General features: G+C 64.9%; 19 protein-coding genes and 2 pseudogenes. 15 read left to right on the top strand and 6 right to left on the bottom strand.

The features are described from left to right. Positions 1 to 34: 34 nt before the first annotated feature. Positions 35 to 1,381 carry an MFS transporter gene (locus CXY73_RS13830; RefSeq protein ID WP_104178044.1) on the bottom strand — a complete coding sequence of 449 codons (1,347 nt, stop codon included), beginning with the start codon at positions 1,379 to 1,381 and terminating at the stop codon, positions 35 to 37. A 317-nt stretch (positions 1,382 to 1,698) separates the two neighbouring features. Between CXY73_RS13830 and CXY73_RS13835 the strand changes: the two genes are divergently transcribed. Beyond that, positions 1,699 to 2,133 (top strand): hypothetical protein, encoded by a 435-nt coding sequence (locus tag CXY73_RS13835; protein WP_104178045.1) that lies wholly within the window; start codon positions 1,699 to 1,701, stop codon positions 2,131 to 2,133. 33 nt (positions 2,134 to 2,166) lie between these two features. On the opposite strand, the gene CXY73_RS13840 is transcribed toward CXY73_RS13835, so the two are convergent. Then, entirely contained in the window at positions 2,167 to 2,892 is a 726-nt protein-coding gene (locus CXY73_RS13840) for an IclR family transcriptional regulator (RefSeq protein ID WP_104138004.1), read from the bottom strand. A gap of 113 nt (positions 2,893 to 3,005) precedes the next feature. On the opposite strand from CXY73_RS13840, the gene CXY73_RS13845 reads away from it, so the two are divergent. The 6 genes from CXY73_RS13845 (at position 3,006) to CXY73_RS13870 (ending at position 8,761) form a co-directional block, all read left to right on the top strand. Beyond that, positions 3,006 to 4,487 carry an NAD-dependent succinate-semialdehyde dehydrogenase gene (locus CXY73_RS13845; RefSeq protein ID WP_104138001.1) on the top strand — a complete coding sequence of 494 codons (1,482 nt, stop codon included), beginning with the start codon at positions 3,006 to 3,008 and terminating at the stop codon, positions 4,485 to 4,487. A 316-nt stretch (positions 4,488 to 4,803) separates the two neighbouring features. Continuing rightward, positions 4,804 to 5,610: an RNA methyltransferase gene (locus CXY73_RS13850; protein ID WP_104137998.1), complete on the top strand. Its 807-nt coding sequence runs from the start codon at positions 4,804 to 4,806 to the stop codon at positions 5,608 to 5,610. A 41-nt stretch (positions 5,611 to 5,651) separates the two neighbouring features. Then, complete coding sequence (locus CXY73_RS13855) at positions 5,652 to 6,836, top strand: thiolase family protein (protein ID WP_104178046.1); 1,185 nt, start codon at positions 5,652 to 5,654, stop codon at positions 6,834 to 6,836. A gap of 43 nt (positions 6,837 to 6,879) precedes the next feature. Beyond that, on the top strand, positions 6,880 to 7,662 hold the full coding sequence (locus tag CXY73_RS13860) for a 3-hydroxyacyl-CoA dehydrogenase (protein ID WP_104137992.1): 783 nt from the start codon (positions 6,880 to 6,882) through the stop codon (positions 7,660 to 7,662). A gap of 497 nt (positions 7,663 to 8,159) precedes the next feature. Further along, the gene (locus CXY73_RS13865; protein WP_104178047.1) at positions 8,160 to 8,465 is read left to right on the top strand and encodes a hypothetical protein; all 306 of its coding nucleotides are present in this window, start codon (positions 8,160 to 8,162) and stop codon (positions 8,463 to 8,465) included. Beyond that, entirely contained in the window at positions 8,465 to 8,761 is a 297-nt protein-coding gene (locus tag CXY73_RS13870) for a hypothetical protein (RefSeq protein WP_104137985.1), read from the top strand. The genes CXY73_RS13865 and CXY73_RS13870 overlap by 1 nt, the downstream gene beginning before the upstream one ends. Here the strand turns inward: CXY73_RS13870 and CXY73_RS13875 are convergent, their stop codons facing one another. The 3 genes from CXY73_RS13875 to CXY73_RS13885 all read right to left on the bottom strand — a co-directional run bounded on the left by CXY73_RS13875 (position 8,762) and on the right by CXY73_RS13885 (position 12,396). Continuing rightward, positions 8,762 to 9,802 (bottom strand): agmatine/peptidylarginine deiminase, encoded by a 1,041-nt coding sequence (locus tag CXY73_RS13875; RefSeq protein WP_104178048.1) that lies wholly within the window; start codon positions 9,800 to 9,802, stop codon positions 8,762 to 8,764. Beyond that, complete coding sequence (locus CXY73_RS13880) at positions 9,799 to 10,770, bottom strand: nitrilase-related carbon-nitrogen hydrolase (protein WP_104178049.1); 972 nt, start codon at positions 10,768 to 10,770, stop codon at positions 9,799 to 9,801. The genes CXY73_RS13875 and CXY73_RS13880 overlap by 4 nt, the downstream gene beginning before the upstream one ends. Positions 10,771 to 10,953: 183 nt before the next feature. Beyond that, positions 10,954 to 12,396 (bottom strand): helix-turn-helix domain-containing protein, encoded by a 1,443-nt coding sequence (locus CXY73_RS13885; RefSeq protein WP_104137979.1) that lies wholly within the window; start codon positions 12,394 to 12,396, stop codon positions 10,954 to 10,956. 187 nt (positions 12,397 to 12,583) lie between these two features. On the opposite strand from CXY73_RS13885, the gene CXY73_RS13890 reads away from it, so the two are divergent. The 6 genes from CXY73_RS13890 to CXY73_RS13915 all read left to right on the top strand — a co-directional run bounded on the left by CXY73_RS13890 (position 12,584) and on the right by CXY73_RS13915 (position 22,241). Further along, on the top strand, positions 12,584 to 14,434 hold the full coding sequence (locus tag CXY73_RS13890) for a phosphoenolpyruvate carboxykinase (GTP) (RefSeq protein WP_104178050.1): 1,851 nt from the start codon (positions 12,584 to 12,586) through the stop codon (positions 14,432 to 14,434). 88 nt (positions 14,435 to 14,522) lie between these two features. Further along, complete coding sequence (locus tag CXY73_RS13895) at positions 14,523 to 15,800, top strand: ROK family transcriptional regulator (RefSeq protein ID WP_233198345.1); 1,278 nt, start codon at positions 14,523 to 14,525, stop codon at positions 15,798 to 15,800. 121 nt (positions 15,801 to 15,921) lie between these two features. Next, positions 15,922 to 17,277, top strand: a complete 1,356-nt coding sequence (locus tag CXY73_RS13900; protein ID WP_104178051.1) for an extracellular solute-binding protein — start codon at positions 15,922 to 15,924, stop codon at positions 17,275 to 17,277. Between the two features lie 2 nt (positions 17,278 to 17,279). Beyond that, positions 17,280 to 18,215, top strand: coding sequence for a carbohydrate ABC transporter permease (locus CXY73_RS13905; RefSeq protein WP_104137970.1), 936 nt, complete (start codon positions 17,280 to 17,282; stop codon positions 18,213 to 18,215). 74 nt (positions 18,216 to 18,289) lie between these two features. Then, positions 18,290 to 19,099 carry a carbohydrate ABC transporter permease gene (locus CXY73_RS13910; RefSeq protein ID WP_233198350.1) on the top strand — a complete coding sequence of 270 codons (810 nt, stop codon included), beginning with the start codon at positions 18,290 to 18,292 and terminating at the stop codon, positions 19,097 to 19,099. Positions 19,100 to 19,106: 7 nt separating this feature from the next. After that, positions 19,107 to 22,241 carry a glycoside hydrolase family 38 C-terminal domain-containing protein gene (locus tag CXY73_RS13915; protein ID WP_104178052.1) on the top strand — a complete coding sequence of 1,045 codons (3,135 nt, stop codon included), beginning with the start codon at positions 19,107 to 19,109 and terminating at the stop codon, positions 22,239 to 22,241. An 89-nt stretch (positions 22,242 to 22,330) separates the two neighbouring features. Here CXY73_RS13915 and CXY73_RS13920 read toward each other — a convergent pair whose 3' ends face one another. Beyond that, a complete protein-coding gene (locus tag CXY73_RS13920) occupies positions 22,331 to 24,250 on the bottom strand; it encodes an ABC transporter ATP-binding protein (RefSeq protein WP_104178053.1) in 1,920 nt (639 codons plus the stop codon). Positions 24,251 to 24,470: 220 nt separating this feature from the next. Here CXY73_RS13920 and CXY73_RS22875 point away from each other — a divergent pair. Together CXY73_RS22875 and CXY73_RS22880 are read left to right on the top strand one after the other, a co-directional pair. Then, a pseudogene (locus CXY73_RS22875) lies at positions 24,471 to 24,777 on the top strand (ATP-binding cassette domain-containing protein); the annotation flags it as partial. 110 nt (positions 24,778 to 24,887) lie between these two features. Next, positions 24,888 to 24,935: pseudogene (locus CXY73_RS22880) on the top strand (hypothetical protein); the annotation flags it as partial. Positions 24,936 to 25,031 lie beyond the last annotated feature (96 nt).

Consider the following 25,031-nt stretch of genomic DNA (forward strand, 5'->3'; position numbering starts at 1 on the left):
TGTTTTCGGGCGGCACGGTCTAAAGCTGAGCTGGTTACTCGTGGGTGCTGATGCCCAGCGGAATTCCGCGGGTCTCCTTTACGAGGCTGACCGCGACGAAGGAAATCGCGGCGAGGCCCATGAGGTAGATGCCGATTGAGGTGGTGGATCCGGTCTTATCGAGCAAGAGCTGGGCGATAAGCGGGGCGAAGGCGCCACCGAGAATCGCGCCGAGGGCGTAGCCGATGGACACACCCGAGTAGCGCACCTGGGCCGGGAACATCTCAGCGTAGAGCGCGGCCTGCGGGCCGTAAGAGAGGCCGAGCCCAGCCGCCAGCACGATGAGAGCCATCGAGAACCAGACGATGTTGCCGGTGTCGATGAGCAGGAACATCGGGATCGCCCAGAGAAATAGGAAGGCGTAGCCGAGCTGGAAGGTGCGCACACGGCCGATTTTGTCGGAGAGGGTGCCGCCCACCATCGTCGACGCCAGCCAGAAGACCGCGGCGACGGTACTCGCGATAAGTACCGGGGTACGCTCCATGCCGAGTCCGCCGGCTTCCGGGAGCTTGGTCGCGTACGAGCTGAAGAACGCGATGAGCATGTAGCCGGCCGCGTTGTTGGCGATGAAGATGAGTGCGGTGAGGATGACCTGGCGCGAGTGGTTCTTGAACAACTGCTTGATCGGAGCGGCGGACTCCTTCTTGCGCGTTTGCATCTCCTTGAAGACAGGGCTCTCGGCGACCGCGCGGCGGATGACCCAGCCGACGACGATGAGCAGCACAGAAACGAGGAACGGGATGCGCCAGCCCCAAACGAGGAAGGCCTCCTGGCTCATTGAGGTGGTCACGGCGATCATGACGCCGGTGGCAAGAATGAGGCCGACCGGAACACCGATCTGCGGGTAGGCGCCGAAGAAGCCGCGCTTCTTGATCGGTGCGTGCTCGACGCTCATGAGTGCCGCGCCGCCCCACTCTCCGCCGGCGGAGAAGCCCTGCAGGATGCGCAGCACGATCAGCAGGATCGGTGCCCAGACGCCGATCTGGTCGAAGGTCGGCAGCAGGCCGATGAGCGAGGTGGCGGCGCCCATCATGACGAGCGTGAAGACGAGCATCGCCTTGCGGCCGAGGCGGTCGCCGAGGTGTCCGGCGACGATGGCGCCGAGTGGGCGAAACAGAAAGCTGATGCCAAGCGAGGCCCAGGCGATCAGCTGAGCGAGCGGTTCGTTTTCGCCGGCCAGCGGGGCGAAGAACAGGCCGGCGAGCACGAGTCCGGCGGCCTGGGCGTAAATGAAGAAGTCGTACCACTCGATAGTCGTGCCCACCATAGTGCCGGCGAGAACCCGCCGTTCCTCACTGCGTTTGGCGCTAGCCGTTGGCGTGCGCTCGGTCGTAATAGCCATGGAATACTCCCTCGTATCTCACTGCGGTGCTGGGCGGGTGGTGCTGCAAAGTGTGTGGCTCGTGCGAACAAAATCGGCACTGGGGCAGTATGGCAGGATTTTTCACGATTACCTACCTTTTGGTCAGTATTGTTGTTTTTCCGGGTGCCGGTGCGCTGTAGCACGTTTCCACCGCGCAAGCTCTGCGCGACCGTGAGCGGCGGCAACGGTTGGGCAGTCACGACTGATCCCCAGCTGACATTCATGTTGAGCTGCCGGATGAGCCCTCGACGGCGCTGACCTCGATCGAGCTGGAGCAGCAGTTCGCTGCCTTTGTCGTGAAGACGGCCGCGCGCTTCGGGCCGGCGTTCGAGGAACCGGAACGGCAGGGAGCGATTCCCGGAGCTGCCCTGGACCTCACCGTGGCAGCCGTGCCGTATGCGTTCGACTGTCTGGGCGCGGGAATCGGTTACGGCACGGAGCTCACCTTTTCCGGCGCGGATGCCGATGACTGGGACGTGAACTACGACGCCGCGGCCGCAGCATATCTCCACATCACGGATGGCTGGGCCGCCGACGGCTACCCCAGCGCTCCCGAGAACACCGAGTGCTACGCCAACGCCGACGAGCCGAGCATTGTGTCGCAACTGCGCGCTCGCCACGTCGGTCGACTGTACGAGTCGGAATGCAGATCCTGTGCGTGGCGCGGTAACTCGGATGCTGCGCTCGCGGCATTCGTTCGCCATTTCGCAGAACAGGTCCTCACTCCGTGAAGCGCCTAGTGCAACGGGCTTCCGGCGCGGTGACTAGCTGAGCTCCGCGACGATCGTGCGGGCGGCCGCGGTGAGCACGGCACCGATGTCGGTAGGGGAGTGCAGGCTCGAGATATACACGACGGCGAGGGAAGCCGGTGATTCCCCGGGCACGAGCAGTGGAACGGCAATCGACGACAAGCCTGGAATGACTTCATTGTGGCTCGAGGCGTAGCCGAGCGCAGCGACCTCCCCGGCCTCGCTGCGGCGAGTTTCCGGGTGGCCGAGCGCGGCCCACTGCGCCGCGCTCAGGCCGGACTGGATGGCGATTCCCGGTGCGCCTATCTGCAGCGGATGCCGCGTGCCAGGCTGCTGTGCGACCGTCGCGTGGGCCTGCCGGGGCTCGATGCTCATGAGCGTGACAACCTCGCCCTGGTCGAGTACGGTGACGAACGCGGTCATGCCGAGCTCGTTGGCGATGTGGGTGAGCACGGGCCGGGCTGCGGTCTGCAGATCGCGGGACACCCCTCGGGCCAGGGCGGCCATGCGCGGGCCCAGCCGCACGAGTCCGGCCGGGTCACGCACGACGAGGCCGTGATCTTCCAGGGTGCGCAGAATGCGATAGGCGATCGAGCGGTGTACGTCGAGGGCTGCGGCGAGTTCGACGATCGTCATCGGTCGGTCGGTTTCGGCGAGAATTTCCAGCACGCGGATGCCGCGCGACAGGGTTTGTGAGTGGGTGGGCGCAGCCTTGGGTCCCGCGAATTCTGGAATCGACACCCTGGTATTCTCCCACCCGGCCCGGGTCCTCTCGGGTAACCAGCCGCCCTGTCGATGGGCGCAGCTAGGCTAATACCGTCAGATCGACGGGCAGACTAAGCAGGGGAGAACCAATGACGGTTGTTACAGACACGGGCACGAACGAATCCGAGCTGCTCGTTCGCGTGCCGAATCAGCTCTATATCAACGGCAAATGGGTCGCCGCCACCGGCGGGCGCACCCTCGATGTCACCGATCCGGCCACCGGCCGCGTCATCAAGACCATCGCCGACGCGAGTGTGGCTGACGGCATCGCCGCCCTAGACGCCGCCGACTCCGCGCAGGCCGACTGGGCCGCCACCCCGGCCCGCGTGCGCGGAGAAATTCTGCGTCGAACTTTCGACCTGTTGCAGGAACGCAAGCAGGAGTTTGCCCTGCTGATGACCATCGAAATGGGAAAGCCGCTGCCCGAGGCGCTCGGCGAAGTCGCCTACGGCGGCGAATTCCTGCGCTGGTTCAGCGAAGAAGCCGTGCGTATCAGCGGCCGCTATGGCGCTAACCCCGAAGGCACCGGCCGCATGATCGTCACGCAGCAGCCGGTCGGCCCCTGCTTTCTGATCACCCCGTGGAACTTTCCGCTCGCCATGGCCACCCGCAAGATCGCCCCGGCGCTCGCCGCCGGTTGCACCGTTGTCGTCAAGCCGGCCGCGCTCACGCCGCTGACCACCCTGCACTTCGTGGCCCTGCTCGAAGAGGCCGGGCTGCCCGCTGGTGTCGTCAACGTCATCACGACCTCGCAGTCCGGCGCGGTCTCCGAGCCGATCATCGCAGACCGACGCCTCCGCAAGCTCAGCTTCACCGGCTCGACCGCGGTCGGCAAGTCGCTCATCAAGCTGTCCGCCGAAAACGTGCTGCGCACTTCGATGGAACTCGGCGGCAACGCACCGTTCGTCGTTTTTGCCGACGCCGACCTCGACAAAGCGGTCGACGGTGCCCTCATTGCGAAGTTCCGCAACATCGGCCAGGCCTGTACCGCGGCCAACCGGTTCATCGTGCACGAGTCCATCGCTGCCGAATTCGCCCGCCGGGTCACCGCGCGGGTTGAAGCGTTCCAGGTTGGGCGCGGCACAGAGGAAGGCATCACCATCGGCCCGCTGATCGACTCGAAAGCCGTCGCGAAGGCTGATTCCCTGGTACAGGATGCACTCACTCGCGGTGCGACCCTGCTCACCGGCGGCAGCGCCATCGAGCGCGAGGGCACCTTCTACGCGCCCACCGTGCTCACCGACGTCAAGGCCGGCAGCGACATTCTCCGCGACGAAATCTTCGGGCCGGTGCTCGCGATCAGCACCTTCACCGATGAAGCGGAAGCCGTGCGACTCGCCAATGACACCGAGTTCGGCCTGATCAGCTATGTCTTCACTACCGATCTGGCCCGTGGCCAGCGCATGATCGAGAAAATACAGACCGGCATGATGGGCCTGAACACCGGAGTCGTCTCGAACGCGGCCGCACCGTTCGGCGGCGTCAAGCAGTCCGGCCTCGGTCGCGAGGGCGGGCTCGAGGGAATTCACGAGTACCTCTCGACGAAGTACACGCTCACGCCTGTTCCGTAAAGGACCAAACGCGTGCCCCGCCCCTGAACGAGCCCGCCCTGCTCGGGGGCTAATTCAGGCAATCCGAGCATGCCGACCCGCCGTGCCGAGTGTTTTCGGGAGCGGCGGGTTTCGGCGTCGGCGGTTTTCCTGAATTAGCCACCACCCGAAGTGCACAGGGGACGGAGCTTGCAAATATGCAATACACAAGGTGAGATTTGCATATTTGCAAGCACGTACGAGACTGAACCCATGCAATTCCTCGCTTCTTGTTCGCTTGGCTAAGACCGGAACCACCGCGAGAGAAGGGCCTGAGGCCAAGGAATAGAATTAGCGGATGCCCCTGATCGCGATCGACGACCTGAGCGACCCGCGACTGGTCGACTACGCCCACCTCACCGACGTTGCCCTGAAGAAGGCGCGCGGCACGGAGCACGGGCTGTATATCGCCGAATCGGCCCTGGTCTTGGAGCGTGCCCTGCGCGCCGGGCACGTGCCACGGTCGGTGCTCGCGCTCGGTAACACGGCCGACGAGGCGCTCGCGGTGCTCTGCGACTACGCGGCGGAGGTGCCCGTCTTCGTCGGTCCGGGCGAGTTGCTCGCCGAACTGACCGGTTATATTCTGCACCGCGGCCTGATCGCCTCGATGCACCGGCCCGAACTGCCGAGCGCCGACAGCCTGCTGGCTAGTGCGCGTCGCATCGTTATCCTCGAAAACGTGGCCGACCCGACCAACGTCGGAGCCATTTTTCGCTCGGCCGGCGCCATCGGAGCGGATGCCATTTTGGTCACGCCGCGCTGTTCCGACCCGTTTTATCGTCGCGCCGTCCGGGTTTCGATGGGCACGGTGCTGCAGGTGCCGTGGACCCGCGCCGGCGACTGGACGAAGACCCGCGCCCTGCTTACCCGGCACGGCTTTCACGTGGCAGCCCTCGCCCTGACGCCGGATGCGGTCAGCCTGCGCGACTTCGACGGCACCGCCCACGAACGTTTGGCACTGTTGCTCGGCGCCGAGGGCGAGGGACTCACCCCGCAGGCCCTCGCCGCCTCGGACAGCGTCGTACAGATTCCGATGAAGCACGGCATCGACTCGCTCAACGTCGCCGCGGCGAGTGCTGTCGCGATGTGGGCGCTGTCCGGGTAACGCTCTCTGCCACCTAAGCCGCGCGGGCCTAGGCTGGGGGTATGAGCAATGAAGCTGTCATCATCGACGTTTTGCGCACCCCGTCGGGCCGGGGCAAACCCGGTGGAGCCCTGGACGGCATCCATCCGGCCGATCTCCTGGCCACGGTGCTGCGCGAGTTGGTCAGCCGCAACAATCTCGACCCGGCACTCATCGATGACGTGATCGGCGGCTGTGTCAGCCAGGCCGGGGAGCAAGGCAACAACGTGACCCGCACCGCTCTGCTGAGCGCCGGATTTCCGCACACCGTGCCTGGCACGACGATCGATCGCCAGTGCGGCTCCAGCCAGCAGGCTGCCACTTTCGCCGCCCAGGCGGTGATGAGCGGCAACGCCGACGTGGTGATCGCCTGCGGCGTCGAGTCGATGAGCCGGGTCCCGCTCGGGTCATCCGCCGGCGAGCAGGATACGTTCGGAACGCTCATGCACGAGCGCTATCCCGACGGCCTAGTCAATCAGGGCGTCTCCGCCGAACTGATCAACCAGAAATGGAACCTCGGCCGCGACGCTCTAGACAACTACGCCGCGCGCTCGCATCGTCTGGCTACGGCCGCCGCCGAGCGGGGCGACTTCTCCGGCGAAATCGTGGCCGTCACCCGGACCGACGGCAGCGTCGTGCGAGAAGACGAAACCATTCGCCCGGACACCTCGCACGTCTCGCTCGCCGGACTGCGCCCTGCCTTTCGCACCGACGCGCTCGCTGCCCGCTTTCCGAAGCTTGGCTGGCACGTCACGGCCGGCAACTCGTCACCGCTCACCGACGGCGCCTCCGCGACCCTGATCATGAGCGCCAAGCGGGCCGCGCAGCTCGGTCTCAACCCGCGCGCCCGATTCCACAGCTTCACCGTTGTCGGAAGCGACCCGATGCTCATGCTGGCCGGCGTGATTCCGGCGACCCAGCGCATCCTCTCTCGGGCCGGCCTCGGCATCGATGACATCGACGCCTGCGAAGTGAATGAGGCGTTTGCGAGCGTGCCGCTGGCCTGGCTGCGTGAGATGGATGCCGACCCCGAGCGACTGAATCCGCGAGGCGGCGCCATCGCCCTCGGTCACGCGCTCGGCTCCTCGGGCACCCGCCTGCTCGGCACCCTGCTCAACCACCTCGAAATGACCGGTGGCCGCTGGGGCTTACAGACCATGTGCGAGGGCGGCGGAATGGCCAACGCCACGCTGATTGAGAGGCTCTGATGCCCGATTTCACGATCGCCACACGCTTGACAGAGAGGTTCTAATGCAGATAAACGGATGCTCCGCCCTCATTACCGGAGGCGCCTCCGGCCTCGGTCTAGCCTGCGTTCGCACCCTGCACGAAGCCGGCGCATCCGTCGTGTTGTTGGATCTCCCCGGCGCCCCCGGCGACGCAATTGCCACCGAGCTCGGCGACCGGGCCCGATTCGTGGCTGGCGACGTGACGAGCGCCGGCGACGTGCAGGCCGCCGTCGACGCCGCGTCGACCCTTGCGCCGCTCCGCATCGTGATCAATTGCGCGGGCATCGCGCCCGGCGCACGCACGGTCGGCCGCGACGGGCCGCTGCCGCTCGAAGATTTTGAGCGAGCGATTCGCATCAACCTGATCGGAACCTTCAACGTCGTGCGGCTGGCCGCCGCCGCAATGCAGCGCAGCGAACCCGTCGGCGACCCAGGCCGCCAGGGCGACGCTGAACGCGGCGTCATCGTCAACACCGCCTCAGTCGCCGCCTTTGACGGGCAAATCGGGCAGGCCGCCTATGCCGCGTCCAAGGGCGGCGTCGCCGCGATGACGCTTCCGCTCGCCCGTGAATTTGCGCAGAGCCTGATTCGAGTGATGTCGATCGCCCCCGGCATCTTCGACACGCCCATGCTGCAGGGGCTGCCGCAGCCGGTGCGGGATTCCCTCGGAGCCCAGGTGCCGCATCCCTCCCGGCTCGGAAACCCGCAGGAGTTCGCATTCCTGGTTCGGCATATTATTGAGAATCCCATGCTCAATGGGGAAACTATCCGTCTCGATGGCGCTATTCGGATGCAGCCGAAGTAGTCGACCCGGTTGTAATCGCCGGCAGGGCGGCCACGTACACGCGCATGTCCGCCCTGCCGCCGGCAGTGGCTTTGAGCCAGGTGCGCGGACGATCAAGTAGCCCTTGCGCACGAGCACCTGGCCGGCCGCGCTGCGCGTGGCGATAGCAGTGAACGCCGAGTCCTCGGTCTCAAGCAACTCGCGCAGCGTCGTGAAGTTGATCTCGACATCCGTTCCGGGCGCGGCTACGAGCGAAAAGCGCAACGAAGTGAGTAACGCGTCATCGAGCCCGTGGCGCGGAGGTCGCCGCTCGGTCATGACCGGGGGCCGCGAACGGCCGCGACCACGAGCGGGGTGTCAAGGGTCGGGCCTATCAGGGTTCCTCACTGCAGGTTGAGCCGGTTCGGCAAGCGGATGCTGTCGGGCTAGCAGGTGCATTCCAATGAGAAAGTGGTCGAGCGCTCGCGCTGGGCGAGCAGGTTAGGGTCGAGGTAACGACTCTTGAGGGGATCCACGGTATGGCAGTGATATTCGGTACGATCCTCGTTCTGGCCGGGTTCACCTCCGGCATCGTCTATGCAGTGTGGCTCGCGCGGGTCAACCCCGCAGCGCAGATCCCGTTGCTGCGCACGGCGCCGAGCCAGCCGCAGGCATCCACTCTGCTGAACATCGGCGCTGTTGCCTTGGTGATCTGGGGTGCGAACCTCATGACGGCGGATATCGGCCCGTGGGCATTTGTGCTGCTGATCATCGCCGTTCTGGTGCCGTTCAACGTTATTCGGTTCTGGCATAATGCTCGGGTCGGCGCGCACGGAGAACGCTGATGGAGCTCCTGCTCGGCCTGGTTCTCATCGCTGTCTCAACCGCCCTCGGTCTGCTGGAAGCCGCGAGAATATCTCTTGCCCGGCGGGGCGAACAGCGAACAGTCGTGAAACCGACGGTACGCCAAAGGCTGCCCGGGCTGGTCTGGAGGATGTTCCAAATCGGCCTGCTGGTTATCGGTGTCAGGCTCGTGCAGAACCAGCTGGATAGTTGGGCGTATCTCATCTTCGGGGCTTCGCTCGTAGCACCGCTCATCTTTGGTTTGTGGCGCAATAGGCGTCGACCGGCCGAGGTCTGATCAGGCCGGTGCTTCTGCGGGCCGTGACGGCTGCTGCTGCGTGATGCAGTGGATCCCGCCGCCCCGCGCGAACAGCGGCCGCGCGTCGACCGACACTACGCGGCGCCCGGGATAGGCGGCCGCGAGCACGTCGCGGGCCAGGGAATCGGCCTGTTCCTCGCCGAAGCTGCACGCGATGACGCCGCCGTTGACGACGAGATGATTGACGTAGTTGTAGTCCACGAACCCCTCATCGTCGCGCAGCACGGCGGGCCCCGGCAGGTCGATGACCGTGAATGATCGCCCGGCCGCGTCGTGCGCGTCGGCCAGCAGGACACGAAATTCGCGGGTGAGCGGGTAGTCGGGGTGACCCGGATCGTTCTGGGCGTGCAGCAAAATCGTGCCCGGCGATGGCAGCGCGGCGACCATGTCGATGTGCCCGCGGGTGCCGAATTGCTCTTGGTCGCGGGTCAGGCCTCGTGGCAGCCAGACGACGTGCTCCGCACCGATCGTGCGGCGTAGCTCGGCTTCGACCGAGGCGCGCGTGGTGCCGGGATTGCGCCCGGGATCGAGCTGCACGCTCTCCGTCGCCAGTACCGTACCCGCGCCGTCGATGTGGATTCCGCCGCCCTCGTTGACGAGTGCGGACGACAGGACGGTCGCACCGGCGGCATCCGCTACGAAACGGCCGATCCTCGAATCGTGATTCCAAGTGGCCCAGTCCTGGCCACCCCAGCCATTGAAGGTCCAGTCGACGGCGCCGAGTTGCCCTTTCTCGTCGTGCACGAAACTCGGGCCGATATCGCGCATCCAGCTGTCGTTCAGCGGAGCCTCGAGGACCTCGATTTCGGCCGACAGATAGTGCTTGGCCACGGCGCGCTCGGCGGGGTCGACGACCATGCGCACGGGTTCGAATTCGGCCACGGCGTGGGCGACTGCGGCCCAGGTGTGCCTGGCCTCGTGCGCGGAATCAGCGTGGTCGCCGAGGGTATAACCGCGCACCGGAAACGCCATCCACACGCAGTCCTGCGGCGCGGTTTCGGCCGGCATGCGCCAGGTCATACGGTCGCCGATCCAAACGGATGCGCCGGGTCGACCGGCGCGACCAGCCCGGCATAGCTGTCCGGGCGTCGGGTCATCAGAAAGGGAAACAGGGCGAGCCACTCCTCGCGCTGAGTCAGGTCGAGGTTGGCCACGAGCGCCACCGACTCGCCGCGTGGCGCCTGCACGAGCACCCGACCGAACGGATCGGAGATGAACGACGAGCCGTAAAAGGTGAGGTCGCCCTCGTTGCCGTGCCGGTTCGGCACGACCATGAACAGTCCGCTCGTGATGCCGTTGGCCACGATAACCTGCTGCCAGATCGGCTGGGTGTCGAAGTTTGGAAAGAGCGGTTCCGACCCGATCGCAGTCGGGTAAGCCAGAAGTTCGGCGCCGCCGAGCCCGTATAGCCGGGAGACTTCAGGAAACCACTCGTCCCAGCAGGTCGGTAGTCCGAGGCGCGCACCGGCCACATCGTAGACCGGGTACGCGTTCTCGGCCGGTCCCGGCCGAAAGTAGGTGTCCTCGTAATACCCCGCCGTTACCGGGATGTGCATTTTGCGGGTGCGTCCGAGGAGTTCGCCGGCCGGCGACACCAGAATGGCCGTGTTGTAACCGCGCACATCGTCTGGGGCATCGGTGAAAGCTGGCTGCTCGAACAGCGAGGCGTGCACGATGACGTTGTGCAGCCGCGCCTGTTCGGCCGCGAACGCAAACGTGGGGCCGTCCCGGAGCTGTTCGGCATCCGCTTTGGGAAGGCCGGCGGCCCGCACATTGCCGGGGTATTTGCTGAGGGTCAGTTCCGGTAGAAACACGACGCGGGCGCCGACCTCAGCCGCCAAACGGATGCCCGCGGCCAGCTCCGCGTGTAACGTCGCGTCGTTCGCGTGCCAGCGATGCTGCACGAGGCCGACCCGTAGCGGAGCCCGGTCGGGCTCGCGCACCCGTGTAGGCGAGGCGGGGCGAATCGGGGCCTCGATCAGGCGCATGCGGTCTCCTGGATTACTCGTGTTGATCATCCCAAACTATCTGCTGTGGGGGCATTCGCACGGCCGAATCCTGCTCGCACGGCCGGCCTGCCACGTGCGAGCGTCACGTGCGTGAACCGCGCGCGAGCGCCGCTGCAGCAACCGCCAGCGCCAGCGCGGGCGGTTGGCCGCCGCACCGGGCAGCTACTCCGCCGCGTGCGCCTCCAAAAATGCATATACCTCGGAGTCGTCGACCCCCGGAAATGTGCCGGACGGCAGCGGCGACAGCACGTGCGCGTGCAATCGGGCGCTCGGCCAGGCCCGGCCGGCCCAGCGCGCGGCTGCGTCCGAATTCGGCCGTCGGCAGCACGACTCATCGGGACAGCGCGACACCGTGCGCTGCGTGGTCTCCCTCCCACGAAACCACTTCGCCTGCGCAAACGGAACGCCGACGCTGATCGAGAACTCACCGGCATCCGTTGACCCGGTCTGGGTTGCCGACCAAAAAGTACCGGCCGGAGTGTCGGTGTACTGGTAGTACTCGGTGGTGCGGTTGGTGTGGGTGAAGGCGCTGCGCGCGCTCCACTGCTTGCAGACGTACTGGCCCTCGATCGACCCGGTCACGTCCACAGGAAACGGCAGGTCGTCGTTCTCGTACCCCTTTTGCAGGGCGCCGTCGCCGTTGACGCGCAGAAAATGCAGGGTCATGTCGAGGTGCGAGGTGGCGAGATTGGTCAGTCGCAACGCCGCAGCCTCGTGCGTCACGCCGAAGGTGTCACGAAAGTCCTCCACCGACAGCTCGCGCTCCTGCTTGGCATTCGACAGAAAGGCGACGGATGCCTCGCGCGGCATCAAACACGCCGCCGCGAAGTAGTTGATCTCGAGCCGCTGCCAGAGGAACTGCGCGTAGCTGCCCGGCCGTTCGTGCCCGAGCAGCCGGTGCCCCATCGCCTGCAGGGCCATCGACCGCAGGCCATGCCCGCCGGGAATCGACGCGGGCGGCAGGTAAATGCGCCCATTGGCCAGGTCGGTCACCGAGCGGGTGGAGTTGGGCAGATCGTTCACGTAGATAAGACTGAATCCGAGCTGATCGGCCATAACGCTCACCTCGCGGTGAGTGAGCGCTCCCGAGACGTGGCCGCTCGCGCGAACCCGTTCCTCGACCAGTTCCTCGATGGCCGGCAGATAGTTGCCTTGCTCCCGCATCCGTTCGCGCAGTTCGGTATTGGCCCGCCGTGCTTCTTCGGGTGTCGCGATGGCTTCGCTGGCCCGGCGGGACAGCTCCCGGTGTAGCCCGAGCAGCGATTCGATGGCGGGCAGCGGCATTCCCTTGGTTACCTTCACAACGGGAAGGCCGAGCGCCCCGTAGAGCGGGTTCTTCTGAGCGCGATCGAGTTCGATCTCCAGCGCAGCCCGGTTGTTCGGCGCTTCCCGGCGCAGCAGCTCGGCCAGGTCAACCGCGAGCGCGGTCGCGAGGTCCTGCAGGGTCGACAGCTTCGGCTCGCGGCGCCCGTTCTCGATCAGCGACAGCTGACTGCCGGCGAGGTGAACGAGCTCACCGAGTTGGTCGAGGGTGAGACCGCGCTCCCCCCGAAAATGACGGATGCGGTGGCCGAGCATGATCAGATCGGAGGATTGAGTCGACATTCCTTAACGATATCTAAAGAATTGCATTTCTTAAGTAGCAATAGTGCAGGTTCGAAGGTCAAAGCAGGGTCATTCTTGGTGTGTAAGACGAAATTATGGTTTCGCACAACGTCTGACAGCAACGAGGCCGACGTTTTTGATCATTTCGCAACTTTTTTCGACACCCGACGACCGGAAAGGCCAGCATATGACTCTCACCAACTCTTCCCTCCAGACCAACGAGGAGGCATACCCGACGCGTGCGGGCAGCACCGACCCCAACCTGCAGGCTTGGGTCGACGAGATAGCCCGCCTGACCGAACCCGACGCGATCGTCTGGTGCGACGGCTCCAAGTGCGAGGCCAACGAGCTCTCTAAACTGCTTGTCGCCTCCGGCCAGCTCATTCGTCTGAACCCGGAATGGCGCCCCAACAGCTTTCTCGCCCGCACCAACCCGAAGGACGTTGCCCGCGTCGAGAATCGCACCTTCATCTGCTCCAACGATGAAGCGGATGCCGGCCCCACCAATAACTGGGCCGAACCGGCCAAGATGCGCGCCGAATTGCGCGGTGTCTTCGCCGGCAGCATGCGCGGTCGAACGATGTATATCGTTCCATTCTCGATGGGCCCCCTCGGCGGCCCCATCTCGCAGCTCGGCGTAGAGATCACCGATTCCCCCTACGTCGTGCTCAACATGGGCATCATGACGCGCATGGGCGAGGCCGTGCTGACCATGATCGAAGCCGGCGACCCGTGGGTACACACAGTGCACAGCGTCGGGTACCCGCTCGTCGACGCATCCGGAATCACCCGCCCCGACGTGGAATGGCCCTGCAACGATGACAAATACATCGTGCAGTTCCCCGACACCCGCGAGGTCTGGTCCTACGGCTCGGGCTATGGCGGAAACGCCCTGCTCTCCAAAAAGTCTTTCGCGCTGCGCATCGCGTCGGTGATGGGCCGCGACGAGGGCTGGCTGGCCGAGCACATGCTGCTGATCAAGCTGATCTCGCCAGAGGGCGGCGTGTTCCATGTTGCTGCCGCGTTCCCCTCGGCCTGTGGCAAGACCAACCTGTCGATGCTGCGCCCGACCATCCCCGGCTGGAAGGTCGAGACCATCGGCGACGACATCGCGTGGCTGCGCCAGGGCGAAGACGGTCGTCTCTGGGCGATCAACCCGGAAGCCGGTTTCTTCGGAGTCGCCCCCGGAACCGGCGAAACCACCAATCCGACCGCCGTGTCCACCATGTGGGGCAACACGATCTTCACCAACGTCGCCCTGCGCGACGACGGAGATGTCTGGTGGGAAGGCCTCACCGACAAGGCTCCGGATCACCTGATCGACTGGGAGGGCAAGGACTGGACGCCTAACTCCGGTCGTACCGCCGCGCACCCGAACTCGCGCTTCACCGTTGCGGCCGCCCAGTGCCCGTCGATCGCCGACGACTGGGAGGCGGCCGGCGGTGTGCCGATCGACGCCATCGTCTTCGGCGGCCGTCGGGCGACCAACGTTCCGCTGGTCGCCCAGGCCCGCAGTTGGAAGCACGGCGTTTTCATGGGAGCCACAATCTCCTCCGAGAAGACCGCGGCCGCTGACGGTATCGTCGGTGAGCTGCGTCGTGACCCGTTCGCGATGCTCCCGTTCTGCGGCTACAACATGGCCGACTACTGGGGTCACTGGCTCAAGGTCGGCAAGGAACTAGGCACCAACGCTCCGGCGATCTTCCAAGTGAACTGGTTCCGCAAGGGGCCCGATGGCGACTTCATCTGGCCCGGATTCGGCGAGAACTCGAGGGTTCTCGAGTGGATGATTCGCCGCATCACGGGCAGCGCCGACGCCATCGACACCCCGATCGGCCTGCTCCCGGCCGAAGGCGGCCTCAACCTCGACGGTCTCGACCTGTCCCAGGAAGCCGTCGACCAGCTGTTTGCGATCGATCAGACGAGCTGGCTCGCCGAGTGCGACCTGACCGAGGAATACTTCGACAAGTTCGGCGACCGTGTGCCGCCGGCACTTCGCGCCGAACTCGCGAGCGTGCGTTACCACCTCAAGGACTAGCTTCCAGAGCTCGTTCAAACGGCCCCGTCACGACCAATGAGGGGGCCGTTCTCGTGTGTCGGGTCTCGCGCAGCCGTAGGATGCCAGAATGCAACACGACAGCGCTGCGCAGGTACGCCGCGGCACGAACCTGCCGAGGATGGGCAATTTTAACCGTGCCGTCATGCTGGACTACATCCGCCGCTCCGAGGGCGGGCTCAGCCGGGTTGCGCTCGGCCGGCTCACCGGGCTCTCGGCGCAAACCGTCTCCAACATCTGTCGCAAACTGCTCGACCAGGGAGTGGTGCGAGAAGCCGAGAAAGAGATCACTGGCCCCGGCAAGCCACGCACGATTCTGCGGCTGAATCCCGGCGCAGTACTGGCCGTCGGCGTGCACCTGGACCCCGCCGTGATTACCTTCGTCATCATCGACCTCGCTGGCGGCGTGGTGGCGCACTCCCGCCGATACACTCCGGACGCCACCGATCCGGCCCGCATCATCGCAGAAATGTCACAAGAAATTGAACGGCTGATCCGCGACTCAGGCGTCGACCGCACGAGAATTTCCGGGCTCGGTGTCGCCAGCCCAGGGCCGATCGACCCCGTGCACGGCACCGTAATCGACCCGCCAAACCTCAGCGGTTGGCACCGCGTTCCATTGCGGTCCGCTCTTGCCGAAGTGACCGGGCTCCACACAATCGTTGACAAAGACGTCACTGCCGCTGCGGTCGCTGAACACTGGTTTGGTGGCGCCAGTGGTGCCGGCAGTTTTGTTTTTTTCTATCTCGGCACTGGGCTGGGAGCCGGTCTTGTGCTCGATGGCGAAATCGTGCGCGGTCGTTCACACAATGCCGGGGAGATCGGGCACATCGTGACCGACCCGGACGGCGCCCTGTGCGACTGCGGGCTCCGTGGCTGTCTCGCTGTTACCTGCACCCCCGCGAGTCTCGTCGCAGAAGCCGAAGCACTCGGCCTCAAACTGACGGGCCCCGCGGCGTCGGATGTACCCACGTCGTCGGTCAATGCCGCCCACGACATCGACGTGAAATTCAGCGCATTGTGCCAATTGTCTGATTCCGGTGACCCTGCCGCTGAGGAGGTCCTTGAACGGTCGGTGATCCGGGTCGTCAACGCCGTCTCGATGATCACCAACCTTCTTGACGTCGATCGGGTCGTATTTGGTGGCCCGTACTGGTCCCGGCTCCGGGAACGCTACCTCCGGCGCATCCCATCATTGCTCGACGGTCTCACGGCGGCCCGCAGCATCCATCGCGTTGGCGTGGTTGGTACTGGGGTGGGTGAAGATGTGGGCGCCATTGGTGCAGCCTGCCTCGTGCTGGACCACACGCTCGCTCCGCGCGCAGCTTCGCTTCTGCTCGCTGAGTAACGGCTGGGTAAATGTCTGAGCAAAGGCTTGTCGAATATATCCATTCGATTTATTCTTGCCACGTATAAGGCCACATGGCTGGCAGCTGCCCGTGGGGGCATCTTGGGAGCAAAGGAGCACCATGCATCGCAACGTACGTTTCGCCGTGTCCGTGTTGGCAGTGACCTCGATGGTCGCGCTGGTCGGCTGCTCGACAGCCGCAGATAACGACGGTGATACCCAGACTCTGAAGATCGTTTATCAGGAGACCGATTCCTTCACCGCACTCGACACCCTCTTCACGAAGATCAAACCCGAGTTCGAGGCCGCCCATGATGGTGTCACCGTGGAATTGCAGCCGATCCAGGCGAATGATGACGACTACTCCACAAAGCTCGCGCTGTCGCAGCAGTCGGGCGAGACAGCACCGGACGTCTTCTATGAAGACACCTTCCGTCTGCGCTCCGACATCGATGCCGGGTACCTGCTCAACCTCGATGATCATGTCGCCGGCTGGGACGATTGGTCCCAGTTCAATGAGGGGGCCAAGGCGGCGGGAATGGGAGACGATGGCAGCATCTATGCCGTGCCGCTCGGAACCGACACCCGCGCAATCTGGTACAGCAAACCGGTTCTGGAAGCCGCCGGAATCACCATTCCCTGGCAGCCGGAGACCTGGGACGATATTCTCGAGGTCGCGCGCGCCATCCAAGACAGCCAGCCAGCCGTCGTACCCTTCAACATGTATGCCGGCAAGGGCACCGGCGAGGGCACCGTCATGCAGAGCTTTTACGAGCTGCTCTATGGCACCGGTGACGAGCTGTACAACGAGGACGAACAGAAATGGGTCGTCGGCTCCGACGGTTTCAAGGACTCGCTGGACTTTCTCAAGACGCTCTACGACGAAGGGCTGGCCGTGACCCCGGCCGAGGCCCTCGACGCCAACGTCTGGAAGAAGGTTTTCGGCGAACTCTTTCCGCAGGGCAAACTCGGCGGTACGGTCGAGGGCTCCTACACCCCGTCCTTTTGGCAGGAAGGCGGCTCGTATGCCTGGCCCGAATACGTCGATGATATGGGCGTCGCGGCCTTTCCCACCCAGAACGGTGAGGCCCCGCAGGGCGTGAGTATGTCGGGCGGCTGGACGCTCGCCGTCGGAGCGAAGACGGAGAACCCCGACCTCGCTTTCGAATTTCTCACCCTCGCGCTCAACCAGGAGAACGCGCTCTGGTACGACATCAACAATTCGCAGATCGCGGTGCGAGCGGATGTTGCGAGCGAACAAAGCTACCTCGAGGCTAACCCGTTCGTGGCAGCGGTCACGGATCTCGTCTCGGTGACGCACTTCCGGCCGGCGACATCGGATTACCCGAAGATTTCCGCTGAGGTGCAGGCCGCAACGGAAGCGGTCATCACAGGGCAGCTCCGCGTCGACGACGCGGCGGCCGCCTATGACGCGGCCGTCGAAGGCATCGTCGGTTCAGACAAGGTCACCGACTAACGATGACCGCGGAGGTGATCGTACCTGCCCTGGCGGGTCCGGCGCCCGCCGGGCGGACCGGTCGCCGGCAGAAGCCTACGACGACTTGGCGGCTGCTACCGATCCTGCCGGCAATCGTGTTGTTGCTGATTTTCCTCGCCGGACCAGTCGTCTGGTCGTTCTACGGTTCTTTCACCAACGCGTCGCTCACTGGTGTGAACGCGCAAAATCCGGCGTGGATAGGGTTCGGCAACTACCTGCGGCTGTTCTCCGACCCGGTCTTCCCGCTCTCGCTCGGACTCACCGTGGTGTTCGTGTTGGCGTCGGCGATCGTCGGACAGAACTTCCTCGGTCTCGGCATCGCCTTGCTCATGAACCGTGCCCATCGCTTTGTGGCTGGTGCGGTCGGCACCTGCGTCGTTGCTGCCTGGGTTCTGCCCGAGATTGTGGCGGCTTTCGTGGCCTATGCCTACTTCAGCCAGGACGGCACGCTCAACCAACTGCTCGCCGCGCTCGGCATGACCGGCCCGAACTGGCTCTACAGCTTTCCGATGCTCGCCATCGTGCTCGCCAATGTCTGGCGGGGCACCGCGTTCTCCATGATGGTTTACCGGGCAGCACTCAACGATGTGCCGATCGAGATCACCGAGGCGGCAATGATCGATGGTGCCGGTGGTGCCAAACGCTTGTTCCTAATCACCATCCCGATGATCAAATCGAGCATTACCACCAACCTCATGCTGATCACCCTGCAAACACTGTCGGTGTTCACCCTGGTCTGGGTGATGACAGCCGGCGGTCCAGGCAACCAGAGCACGATCCTTCCGGTGATGGCCTTCCAGGAGGCCTTCCGGTTCAGCGACATCGGCTACGGCACGGCGATCGCCACAGTGATGCTCCTCATTGGTGCGGTCTTCTCCATCATCTACATTCGCGCATTGCGCCCGAGTAAGGGGTAATTGTGACCAACCTCACTGCGGTGGTCCCCGTTGCGACGCGGCCGGGAGCATCCGTCGCATCGCCGAAAAAGGCCGTGAGCGCGCTGCTCGCCAACGGCATTCTCGTGCTCATCGGGCTATGTTTTCTGCTGCCTCTGGCGTGGCTCGTGCTGGCCTCGCTCGACGTGCGGGCGAGCTATCAGACGCAGATTCCCGAACTGCTCTCGCTGGAGAATTTTCGGGCCGTGCTCACCCCCGACCTCACCTTTCGGCCCCTGTGGAACAGTTTTCTGCTCTCGGCTGGTGCATCGGTCGTGACCGTCGTCGCATCAGTTCTCGCCGCCTACCCGTTGTCCCGATATTCGATGCGCTTCAATAAGCCGTTCATGTACGCCATTCTGTTTGGCACCTGCCTTCCGATCACGGCGATCATGGTTCCCGTCTACAGTTTGTTCGTGCGGTTGCAGCTGATCGATTCGATGGGCGCGACCATTCTCTTCATGGCGGCGACCTCGCTACCGATGTCTATCTGGATGACCAAGAACTTCATGGACTCGGTGCCGATCAGCCTCGAGGAAGCCGCCTGGGTCGACGGGGCGAGCGCCATGACAGCGTTGCGTCGCATCGTCGTGCCGCTGATGCGACCGGGGCTCGGGGTGGTTTTCATTTTCGTGTTCGTCCAGGCCTGGGGAAACTTCTTCGTGCCGTTCATTCTGTTACTGTCGCCGAGCAAACAGCCGGCAGCGGTGAGCATTTACAGCTTCTTCGGACAGTTCGGGGCGATTGCCTACGGCCAACTCGCGGCATTCTCGTTGCTCTATTCTGTTCCGGTGATACTTCTCTACGCACTCGTTTCGCGCGGCATGGGAGCCTCCTTCTGCCTGTCGGGTGCGATTAAAGGTTAGGGTCAACATGCATGACGACAGCGCACTGGTCGAGACTCGGCTGAACCGGTTCGTTCGCGAACGGTTGCAGCCGGCGATCTATCGGGCCATCGCCCCGCTCACGGTGACTGCCTGGACGGTGCCGGGGGAACCGGTCACGTTTGCCGAGGCGGTCTCGCATCCGTTTGCGCCGTTCGTCGTCGGCTCGCCGTGGGGCCGACCGTGGGAAACCGTGTGGTTTCACCTCCTCGGAACGGTGCCGTCGGAATGGGCGGGAACCCGGGCCGAGGTCGTCATCGACCTCGGGTTTACGACCGACGTACCGGGCTTCCAGGCCGAGGGCACCGCTTACAGCCCCGATGGCCGGCTACTCAAAGGCGTGGAGTCCTTGAACCGCACTGTGAGCGTGACCGGTGACACCATCGACCTCTATATAGAGGCCGCCGCCAACCCCAACATTGCGGCTGACTTCAGCTTCGCTCCCACACTGCTGGGCGATCTCGACACCGCCGGCAGCACGCCGCTCTACCTGCTTCGCCAAGCGAATGTTGCCCAGCCCGATACGCAGGTCTGGCAGCTCGCGCAGGACGTGTTCACACTGGACGGCCTGCGCCGCGAGCTGCCGGTCGCATCGCCGCGGCGAGCGAACATTTTGCGCGCCCTGGAACGCTGCCTCGATCTGCTCGACCCCGACGATGTGGGCGGCACCGCGGGAGCCGGACGCGCCGCCCTGGCCGAGGTACTCGCAAGCCCGGCCAACGCCAGCTCACACCGAGTGCACGCAGTCGGCCACGCGCACATCGACAGCGCCTGGCTCTGGCCCGTACGCGAGACCGTGCGCAAGGTCGCACGAACCTGGTCCAACGTACTCGACCTGATCGACCGTCACCCCGATTTTGTGTTTGCGGCCTCGTCGGCGCAGCAGTATGCCTGGCTTCAGCAGTTCTACCCGGAGCTGTTCGAGCGGGTGCGCCGCGCCGTCGCGACCGGCAACTTTGTTCCGGTCGGCGGCATGTGGGTCGAATCCGACACCAACATGCCCGGCGGCGAGGCTCTGGCCCGGCAATTCGTCGCCGGTAAGGGGTTCTTTCTGCGCGAGTTCGGGGTAGAACCCCTCGAAGTCTGGTTGCCCGACTCGTTCGGCTACTCCGCCGCGCTGCCGCAGATCGTGCGGGCCGCCGGCAGTCGCTGGTTTCTCACCCAGAAGTTGTCCTGGAACGACACCAACCTGTTTCCGCATCACAGCTTTCTCTGGGAGGGCCTCGATGGCAGCCGCGTCTTCACTCATTTTCCACCGGTCGCCGACTACAACGCGCAGCTCTCCGGCCTTGAATTGGCTCGGGCCGAGCGGCTGTTTGCGGAGAAAGGTGTGGCAAATACCTCGCTGGTACCGTTCGGCTGGGGCGACGGCGGCGGTGGCCCGACCGAGGAGATGATTGCTGCAGCACACCGCACCAGGTCGCTCGAGGGATCGCCGACGGTCGAACTATCGAGCCCGCGGCGCTTCTTTGAGGCAGCGGAGGCCGAGTACGCCGCACCCCCGGTGTGGTCGGGGGAGTTGTATCTGGAGTTTCATCGCGGCACGCTCACCTCGCAGGCCCGCACCAAGCAGGGAAATCGGCGCTGCGAGCACCTGCTGCGGGAGGCGGAGCTCTGGGCGACGGCGGCCTCGGTGCGGGTTGGCACGGAGTATCCGCGGGCGGCCTTCGACAACGCGTGGCAGACGGTGTTGCTACAGCAATTTCACGACATCCTTCCTGGGTCATCGATTGCCTGGGTCCATCGGCAGGCGGAGCGCGAGTATGCGCGGGTCGCTCGTGTGCTGGAGGGGGTGATCGAGGCATCCGTTCGTGCGCTGTGCGGGCCGGGCGACGACGCAGTCGTGCTCAACGCGGGGCCGTATGCCCGCGCCGAGGTGCCCGCGCTCGGCGGCAGCGTGCACGACGCCGCGACGGGTGCTGATTCGGCGGTCGCCGGAGCCACGATCTCGAGAACTCCGGAAGGCTGGGTACTCTCGAACGCGCAGGTGTCCGTCACGATCGACGGGGACGGACTGTTCACCTCGGTTTACGACCGGCAGGCCGACCGGGAAGTCGTGCCGATCGGCGCCAGGGCCAACCTGCTCACCCTGCACCGGGACACCCCCACCCAGTGGGATGCCTGGGATATCGATATCCCGCACGCGCGCCTGTTCGCGGCGCTCACCGATGCCGAGTCGGTGGCGGAACTAGAGCAGCTTCCGGTGGGTCAGGTCGGCGTGCGCGTCACACGGCGATTCGGCGAGTCCTCGGTAGTCGAAGACGTGACCCTCGCCTCGAATTCGAGCGCGATCGACCTGAAGTTCAGTATCGACTGGCACGAACGGCAGAAGCTACTTCGGCTGAGCTTTGCGCTCGATCTCAAGGCAGACCGGGCCGCCTCCGAGATTCAGTTCGGGCATATATTCCGCCCGACGCATGCGAATACCTCGTGGGATGCCGCCCGCTTCGAAACTGTCGCGCATCGCTGGGTGCATGTCGGCGAGCCGGGTTTCGGTGTGGCAGTCGCCAATGACTCGACCTACGGGCACGCGATCACCCGCACCGCGTTTCCTCGATCAGAAACGGATGTTCCGCCGCTTGACCCCAACGCCAGCCAGGACGCTAACGCCGACCGGGATGCCAGCGCCAAGCCGGATGCCAGCTCTGACCAGGAAGCCCGCATCGGTACCACCGTGGCCTTGTCCCTGCTGCGCGCACCCCTCTACCCGGACCCGACCACCGACCAGGGCAGCCACGAACTGCGAGTGTCTCTTTGCGTTGGCGTGAGTATTCCCGACGCGGTATCCGAGGGCTACCGGCTGAACCTACCGCTGCGCACCGTCACGGGCGTCGGCTCTACGCCGATCGAGCCGCTGTTCACCGTCGACCACCCGGCGGTCGTGATCGAGGCGGTCAAGCTCGCCGAAGACGGCAGCGGAGATGTGATCGTGCGACTCTACGAGGCGCACGGAACCCGGGCCCGGGCCCGGCTCAGCCGCTCATTCGCCGCCGCCGAGGCCCATGAGACGGACCTGCTCGAACGCCGCGTCACCCCGGCCGCAGTGATCGCGTCGGATGAAGCCGCCCTGACTCTGAAATTGCGCCCATTCCAGCTCGTGACGCTGCGCTACAGACGCACGTAACGCCGGTAAAACTGGCGACACGCCGTCGTTACTCGTCAGTCGGCACGGCGTGTCGCATACGCACCGGCATCACGTACCGGCGCGCCGGGCTAGACCAGCAGCTGGTGCTTCGCCAGGTCTCGATACAGCGGGGTGGAGACGACAAGCTCGGAGTGGGTGCCGACGCCGACGACCTCGCCGTGGTCAAGCACCACGATCTGGTCGCTGTCGACCACGGTCGAGAGGCGGTGCGCGATCACGATGAGGGTGCGGTCGGCAGCGACGGCGTCGATAGCTTCACGCATCATCTGCTCGTTCTTGCCGTCGAGGCTGGAGGTCGACTCGTCGAGCAGCAGAATCGGCGGGGCCGCGAGCAGCGCTCGGGCGATCGCGAGCCGCTGGCGTTCTCCGCCGGAGAGCTTTACGCCCGATTCGCCGACGGTAGCGCTGAGCCCGGCCGGGTCGCGGTCGAGCACTTCGCCCAGGTTGACCGCGTGCAGCACCTTGATGCAGTCCTCGTCGGTGGCATCGGGAGTGGCGAGCGTCAGGTTGTCGCGCAGCGATCCGGCGAGTACCGGGGCATCCTGCTCGACGTAGCCGATCTGGGCACGCAGCGCGGTGCGATCCAGTGTACGGATGTCCAGCCCCCCGAGCCTTACGGTGCCATCTGAGACGTCGTAGAACCGTTCGATCAGGGCGAGGATCGTGCTCTTGCCGGCGCCGCTGGGTCCGACGAGCGCGGTGCGTAGCCCGCGCGGGGCGCTGAACGAGACTCCCTTGAGTACCGGGCGCGGGGCCAGGGAAGTATCCGCGATTGAAATGGCCTCGGGATCGGTGTCCGGTTCGGCCGTGGCGGCCGAACCGGCAGCATCCGTTGTCGTCGGCCTGTCAGGATCTGCTTCGGCGTCAACCTCGACTGGCACCGCAGCGTACCCGAAGTGCACGTTCTCGAAGCTGATCGCAGCGGCTTCTGGATTGACCTTGTCGTTGGCGGCGCCGATAGTCATGGCCAGCGGTGCAATGTCGCGGTCGTACTGATCCTCGGCAGGCAGGTCGATGATCTCCTGAATCCGGCCGAGCGCGCCGAGGGCTGAATTGACCGAGGTGATGGCGCCGAAGAACTGGCCGAGCGGCATGATCATCAGGAACAGGAACAGAATGAACGCGACCAGGTCGGCGATCGTGATGGCGCCGCTCGCGACGCGAAAACCGCCAACGCCGAGCACCACGAGAAACGAAACCTGCATGGCGATACCGGCGATCGGTACGACGAGGGCGCTGATCTTGGCGACCTTGATACCCATGCGCCAGGCGCCGCGGGCGTCTTCTTCGATCACGGCGACTTCGCGTTCGGTCGCATTGGATGCACGCACGGTGCGAATGGCACTGATGGCACGCTCAACGCTCGCGGCGAGGTCACCGACCTTCGCCTGGGCGGCTTGGCTCGCGGTGCGGATGCGCCGGGACAACAGGGTGACGGTGATCACCGACACCGCAATGACGAGCACAGTCAGGCCGAGCAGCACCGGGTCGATGATGAGCATCGCCACGAGGGCACCGATGAAGGTGAGCGATCCGCCGATCGCTTCGACCAGCCCCTGGGTGAGTACCGCGCGCAGCAGGGTGGTGTCGCTGCCGACGCGGGAGACGAGGTCTCCGGTGCGTCGGGCGTCGAACTCGCTGATCGGTAGGCGCAGCAGACGCCCCACCAGTTTGCGGCGACTCGAGAGTACGACGCCCTCGCCGGTGCGCTGCAACAGGTAGTGCTGATAGCCGCTGATCAGGCCCGAAATTACTACCAGGGCGATCAACAAGCCGACGAGGGATCCGAGCGGATCGTCAGCTTGCACGATCGTGATGACCTGGCTCACCAGCAGCGGCTGGGCCAGGCTCGCGGCGGCGCCGAGCACGCTCAATACGATGACGACGGCGAGCACCTTTTTGTGCTCGAACAGGTAGGGCAGCAGCTGGCTGAACTTCGCGCGCGGCCCGGTGGGGGCCGGCCGGCCGCGTCGACCGCGCGGTGGCATAACGGCCTTCTGTGCGGCGGAAGAATCGGGCGTGCGGGTTGCGGTAGTCACTAAGTCATCTTAACCGCCCGGCCTCCGAGCCTCCCCGCAATCTTGCTATCGGTCTTCAGTGGAGCACTGTGCCGGAGCCTGTCATTGCCACCCGAAATCACCTGAAGAGATACAAAAACTTCGTCGCCGTCGACGGCATCAGCTTCGAGGTGGTGCCCGAGCCACTCGCCGGGCCGACGAACTGCTCGAGTTCGCCCAGCTCCAGGACAAGGCCACAGCCAAGGTCGACGACCTCGCCGGCGGCATGAAACGGCGCCTGACCATCGCCCGTTCCCTCATCAACGACCCGCGCATCCTGCTGCTCGACGAGCCGACCACCGAACTCGTCCCACAGGCCCGCCACGTTCTCTGGGACCGCTTGTTCCGCCTCAAGGAACAGGGCACGACGCTGCTTCTCACCACCCACGACATGGACGAAGCCGAACAACTCTGCGACCGCCTTGTCGTCGTCGATAAGGGCCGCATCATGGCCGAGCACCGGTTTCGGGTCATGCGGTCATACGCGCAGACGGTGCTGTTCACCGCGATCGGCAGCCCGCACGACACCGGTCAGTTGGCCATGGTGCAGCGCTTCGTGATTCTGCCGATGACGCACTTCTCTGGTACGTTCCTTCCGCTCGATGTGCTGCCACCGTACCTGCAATGGCTCGGCTGGATCTCGCCGCTTTGGCACGGCACCGAACTGTCTCGCGTCTTTGCCTATGGCTTTTTGGAATCGATCTGGCTGAGC

The sequence above is a fragment of the Cryobacterium sp. Y50 genome, from assembly GCF_002929805.1.
In the GTDB taxonomy this organism is placed as follows: domain Bacteria; phylum Actinomycetota; class Actinomycetes; order Actinomycetales; family Microbacteriaceae; genus Cryobacterium.

Excerpts from the sequence above, each read along its gene's own strand:
- CXY73_RS13905 (WP_104137970.1), top strand. The coding sequence starts at position 17,280 with ATGACCGCGGAGGTGATCGTACCTGCCCTGGCGGGTCCGGCGCCCGCC.
- CXY73_RS13890 (WP_104178050.1), top strand. The coding sequence starts at position 12,584 with ATGACTCTCACCAACTCTTCCCTCCAGACCAACGAGGAGGCATACCCG.
- CXY73_RS13855 (WP_104178046.1), top strand. The coding sequence starts at position 5,652 with ATGAGCAATGAAGCTGTCATCATCGACGTTTTGCGCACCCCGTCGGGC.
- CXY73_RS13900 (WP_104178051.1), top strand. The coding sequence starts at position 15,922 with ATGCATCGCAACGTACGTTTCGCCGTGTCCGTGTTGGCAGTGACCTCG.
- CXY73_RS13870 (WP_104137985.1), top strand. The coding sequence starts at position 8,465 with ATGGAGCTCCTGCTCGGCCTGGTTCTCATCGCTGTCTCAACCGCCCTC.
- CXY73_RS13885 (WP_104137979.1), bottom strand. The coding sequence starts at position 12,396 with ATGTCGACTCAATCCTCCGATCTGATCATGCTCGGCCACCGCATCCGT.
- CXY73_RS13915 (WP_104178052.1), top strand. The coding sequence starts at position 19,107 with ATGCATGACGACAGCGCACTGGTCGAGACTCGGCTGAACCGGTTCGTT.
- CXY73_RS13880 (WP_104178049.1), bottom strand. The coding sequence starts at position 10,770 with ATGCGCCTGATCGAGGCCCCGATTCGCCCCGCCTCGCCTACACGGGTG.
- CXY73_RS13865 (WP_104178047.1), top strand. The coding sequence starts at position 8,160 with ATGGCAGTGATATTCGGTACGATCCTCGTTCTGGCCGGGTTCACCTCC.
- CXY73_RS13860 (WP_104137992.1), top strand. The coding sequence starts at position 6,880 with ATGCAGATAAACGGATGCTCCGCCCTCATTACCGGAGGCGCCTCCGGC.
- CXY73_RS13920 (WP_104178053.1), bottom strand. The coding sequence starts at position 24,250 with ATGCCACCGCGCGGTCGACGCGGCCGGCCGGCCCCCACCGGGCCGCGC.
- CXY73_RS13845 (WP_104138001.1), top strand. The coding sequence starts at position 3,006 with ATGACGGTTGTTACAGACACGGGCACGAACGAATCCGAGCTGCTCGTT.
- CXY73_RS13830 (WP_104178044.1), bottom strand. The coding sequence starts at position 1,381 with ATGGCTATTACGACCGAGCGCACGCCAACGGCTAGCGCCAAACGCAGT.
- CXY73_RS13895 (WP_233198345.1), top strand. The coding sequence starts at position 14,523 with ATGCAACACGACAGCGCTGCGCAGGTACGCCGCGGCACGAACCTGCCG.
- CXY73_RS13850 (WP_104137998.1), top strand. The coding sequence starts at position 4,804 with ATGCCCCTGATCGCGATCGACGACCTGAGCGACCCGCGACTGGTCGAC.
- CXY73_RS13875 (WP_104178048.1), bottom strand. The coding sequence starts at position 9,802 with ATGACCTGGCGCATGCCGGCCGAAACCGCGCCGCAGGACTGCGTGTGG.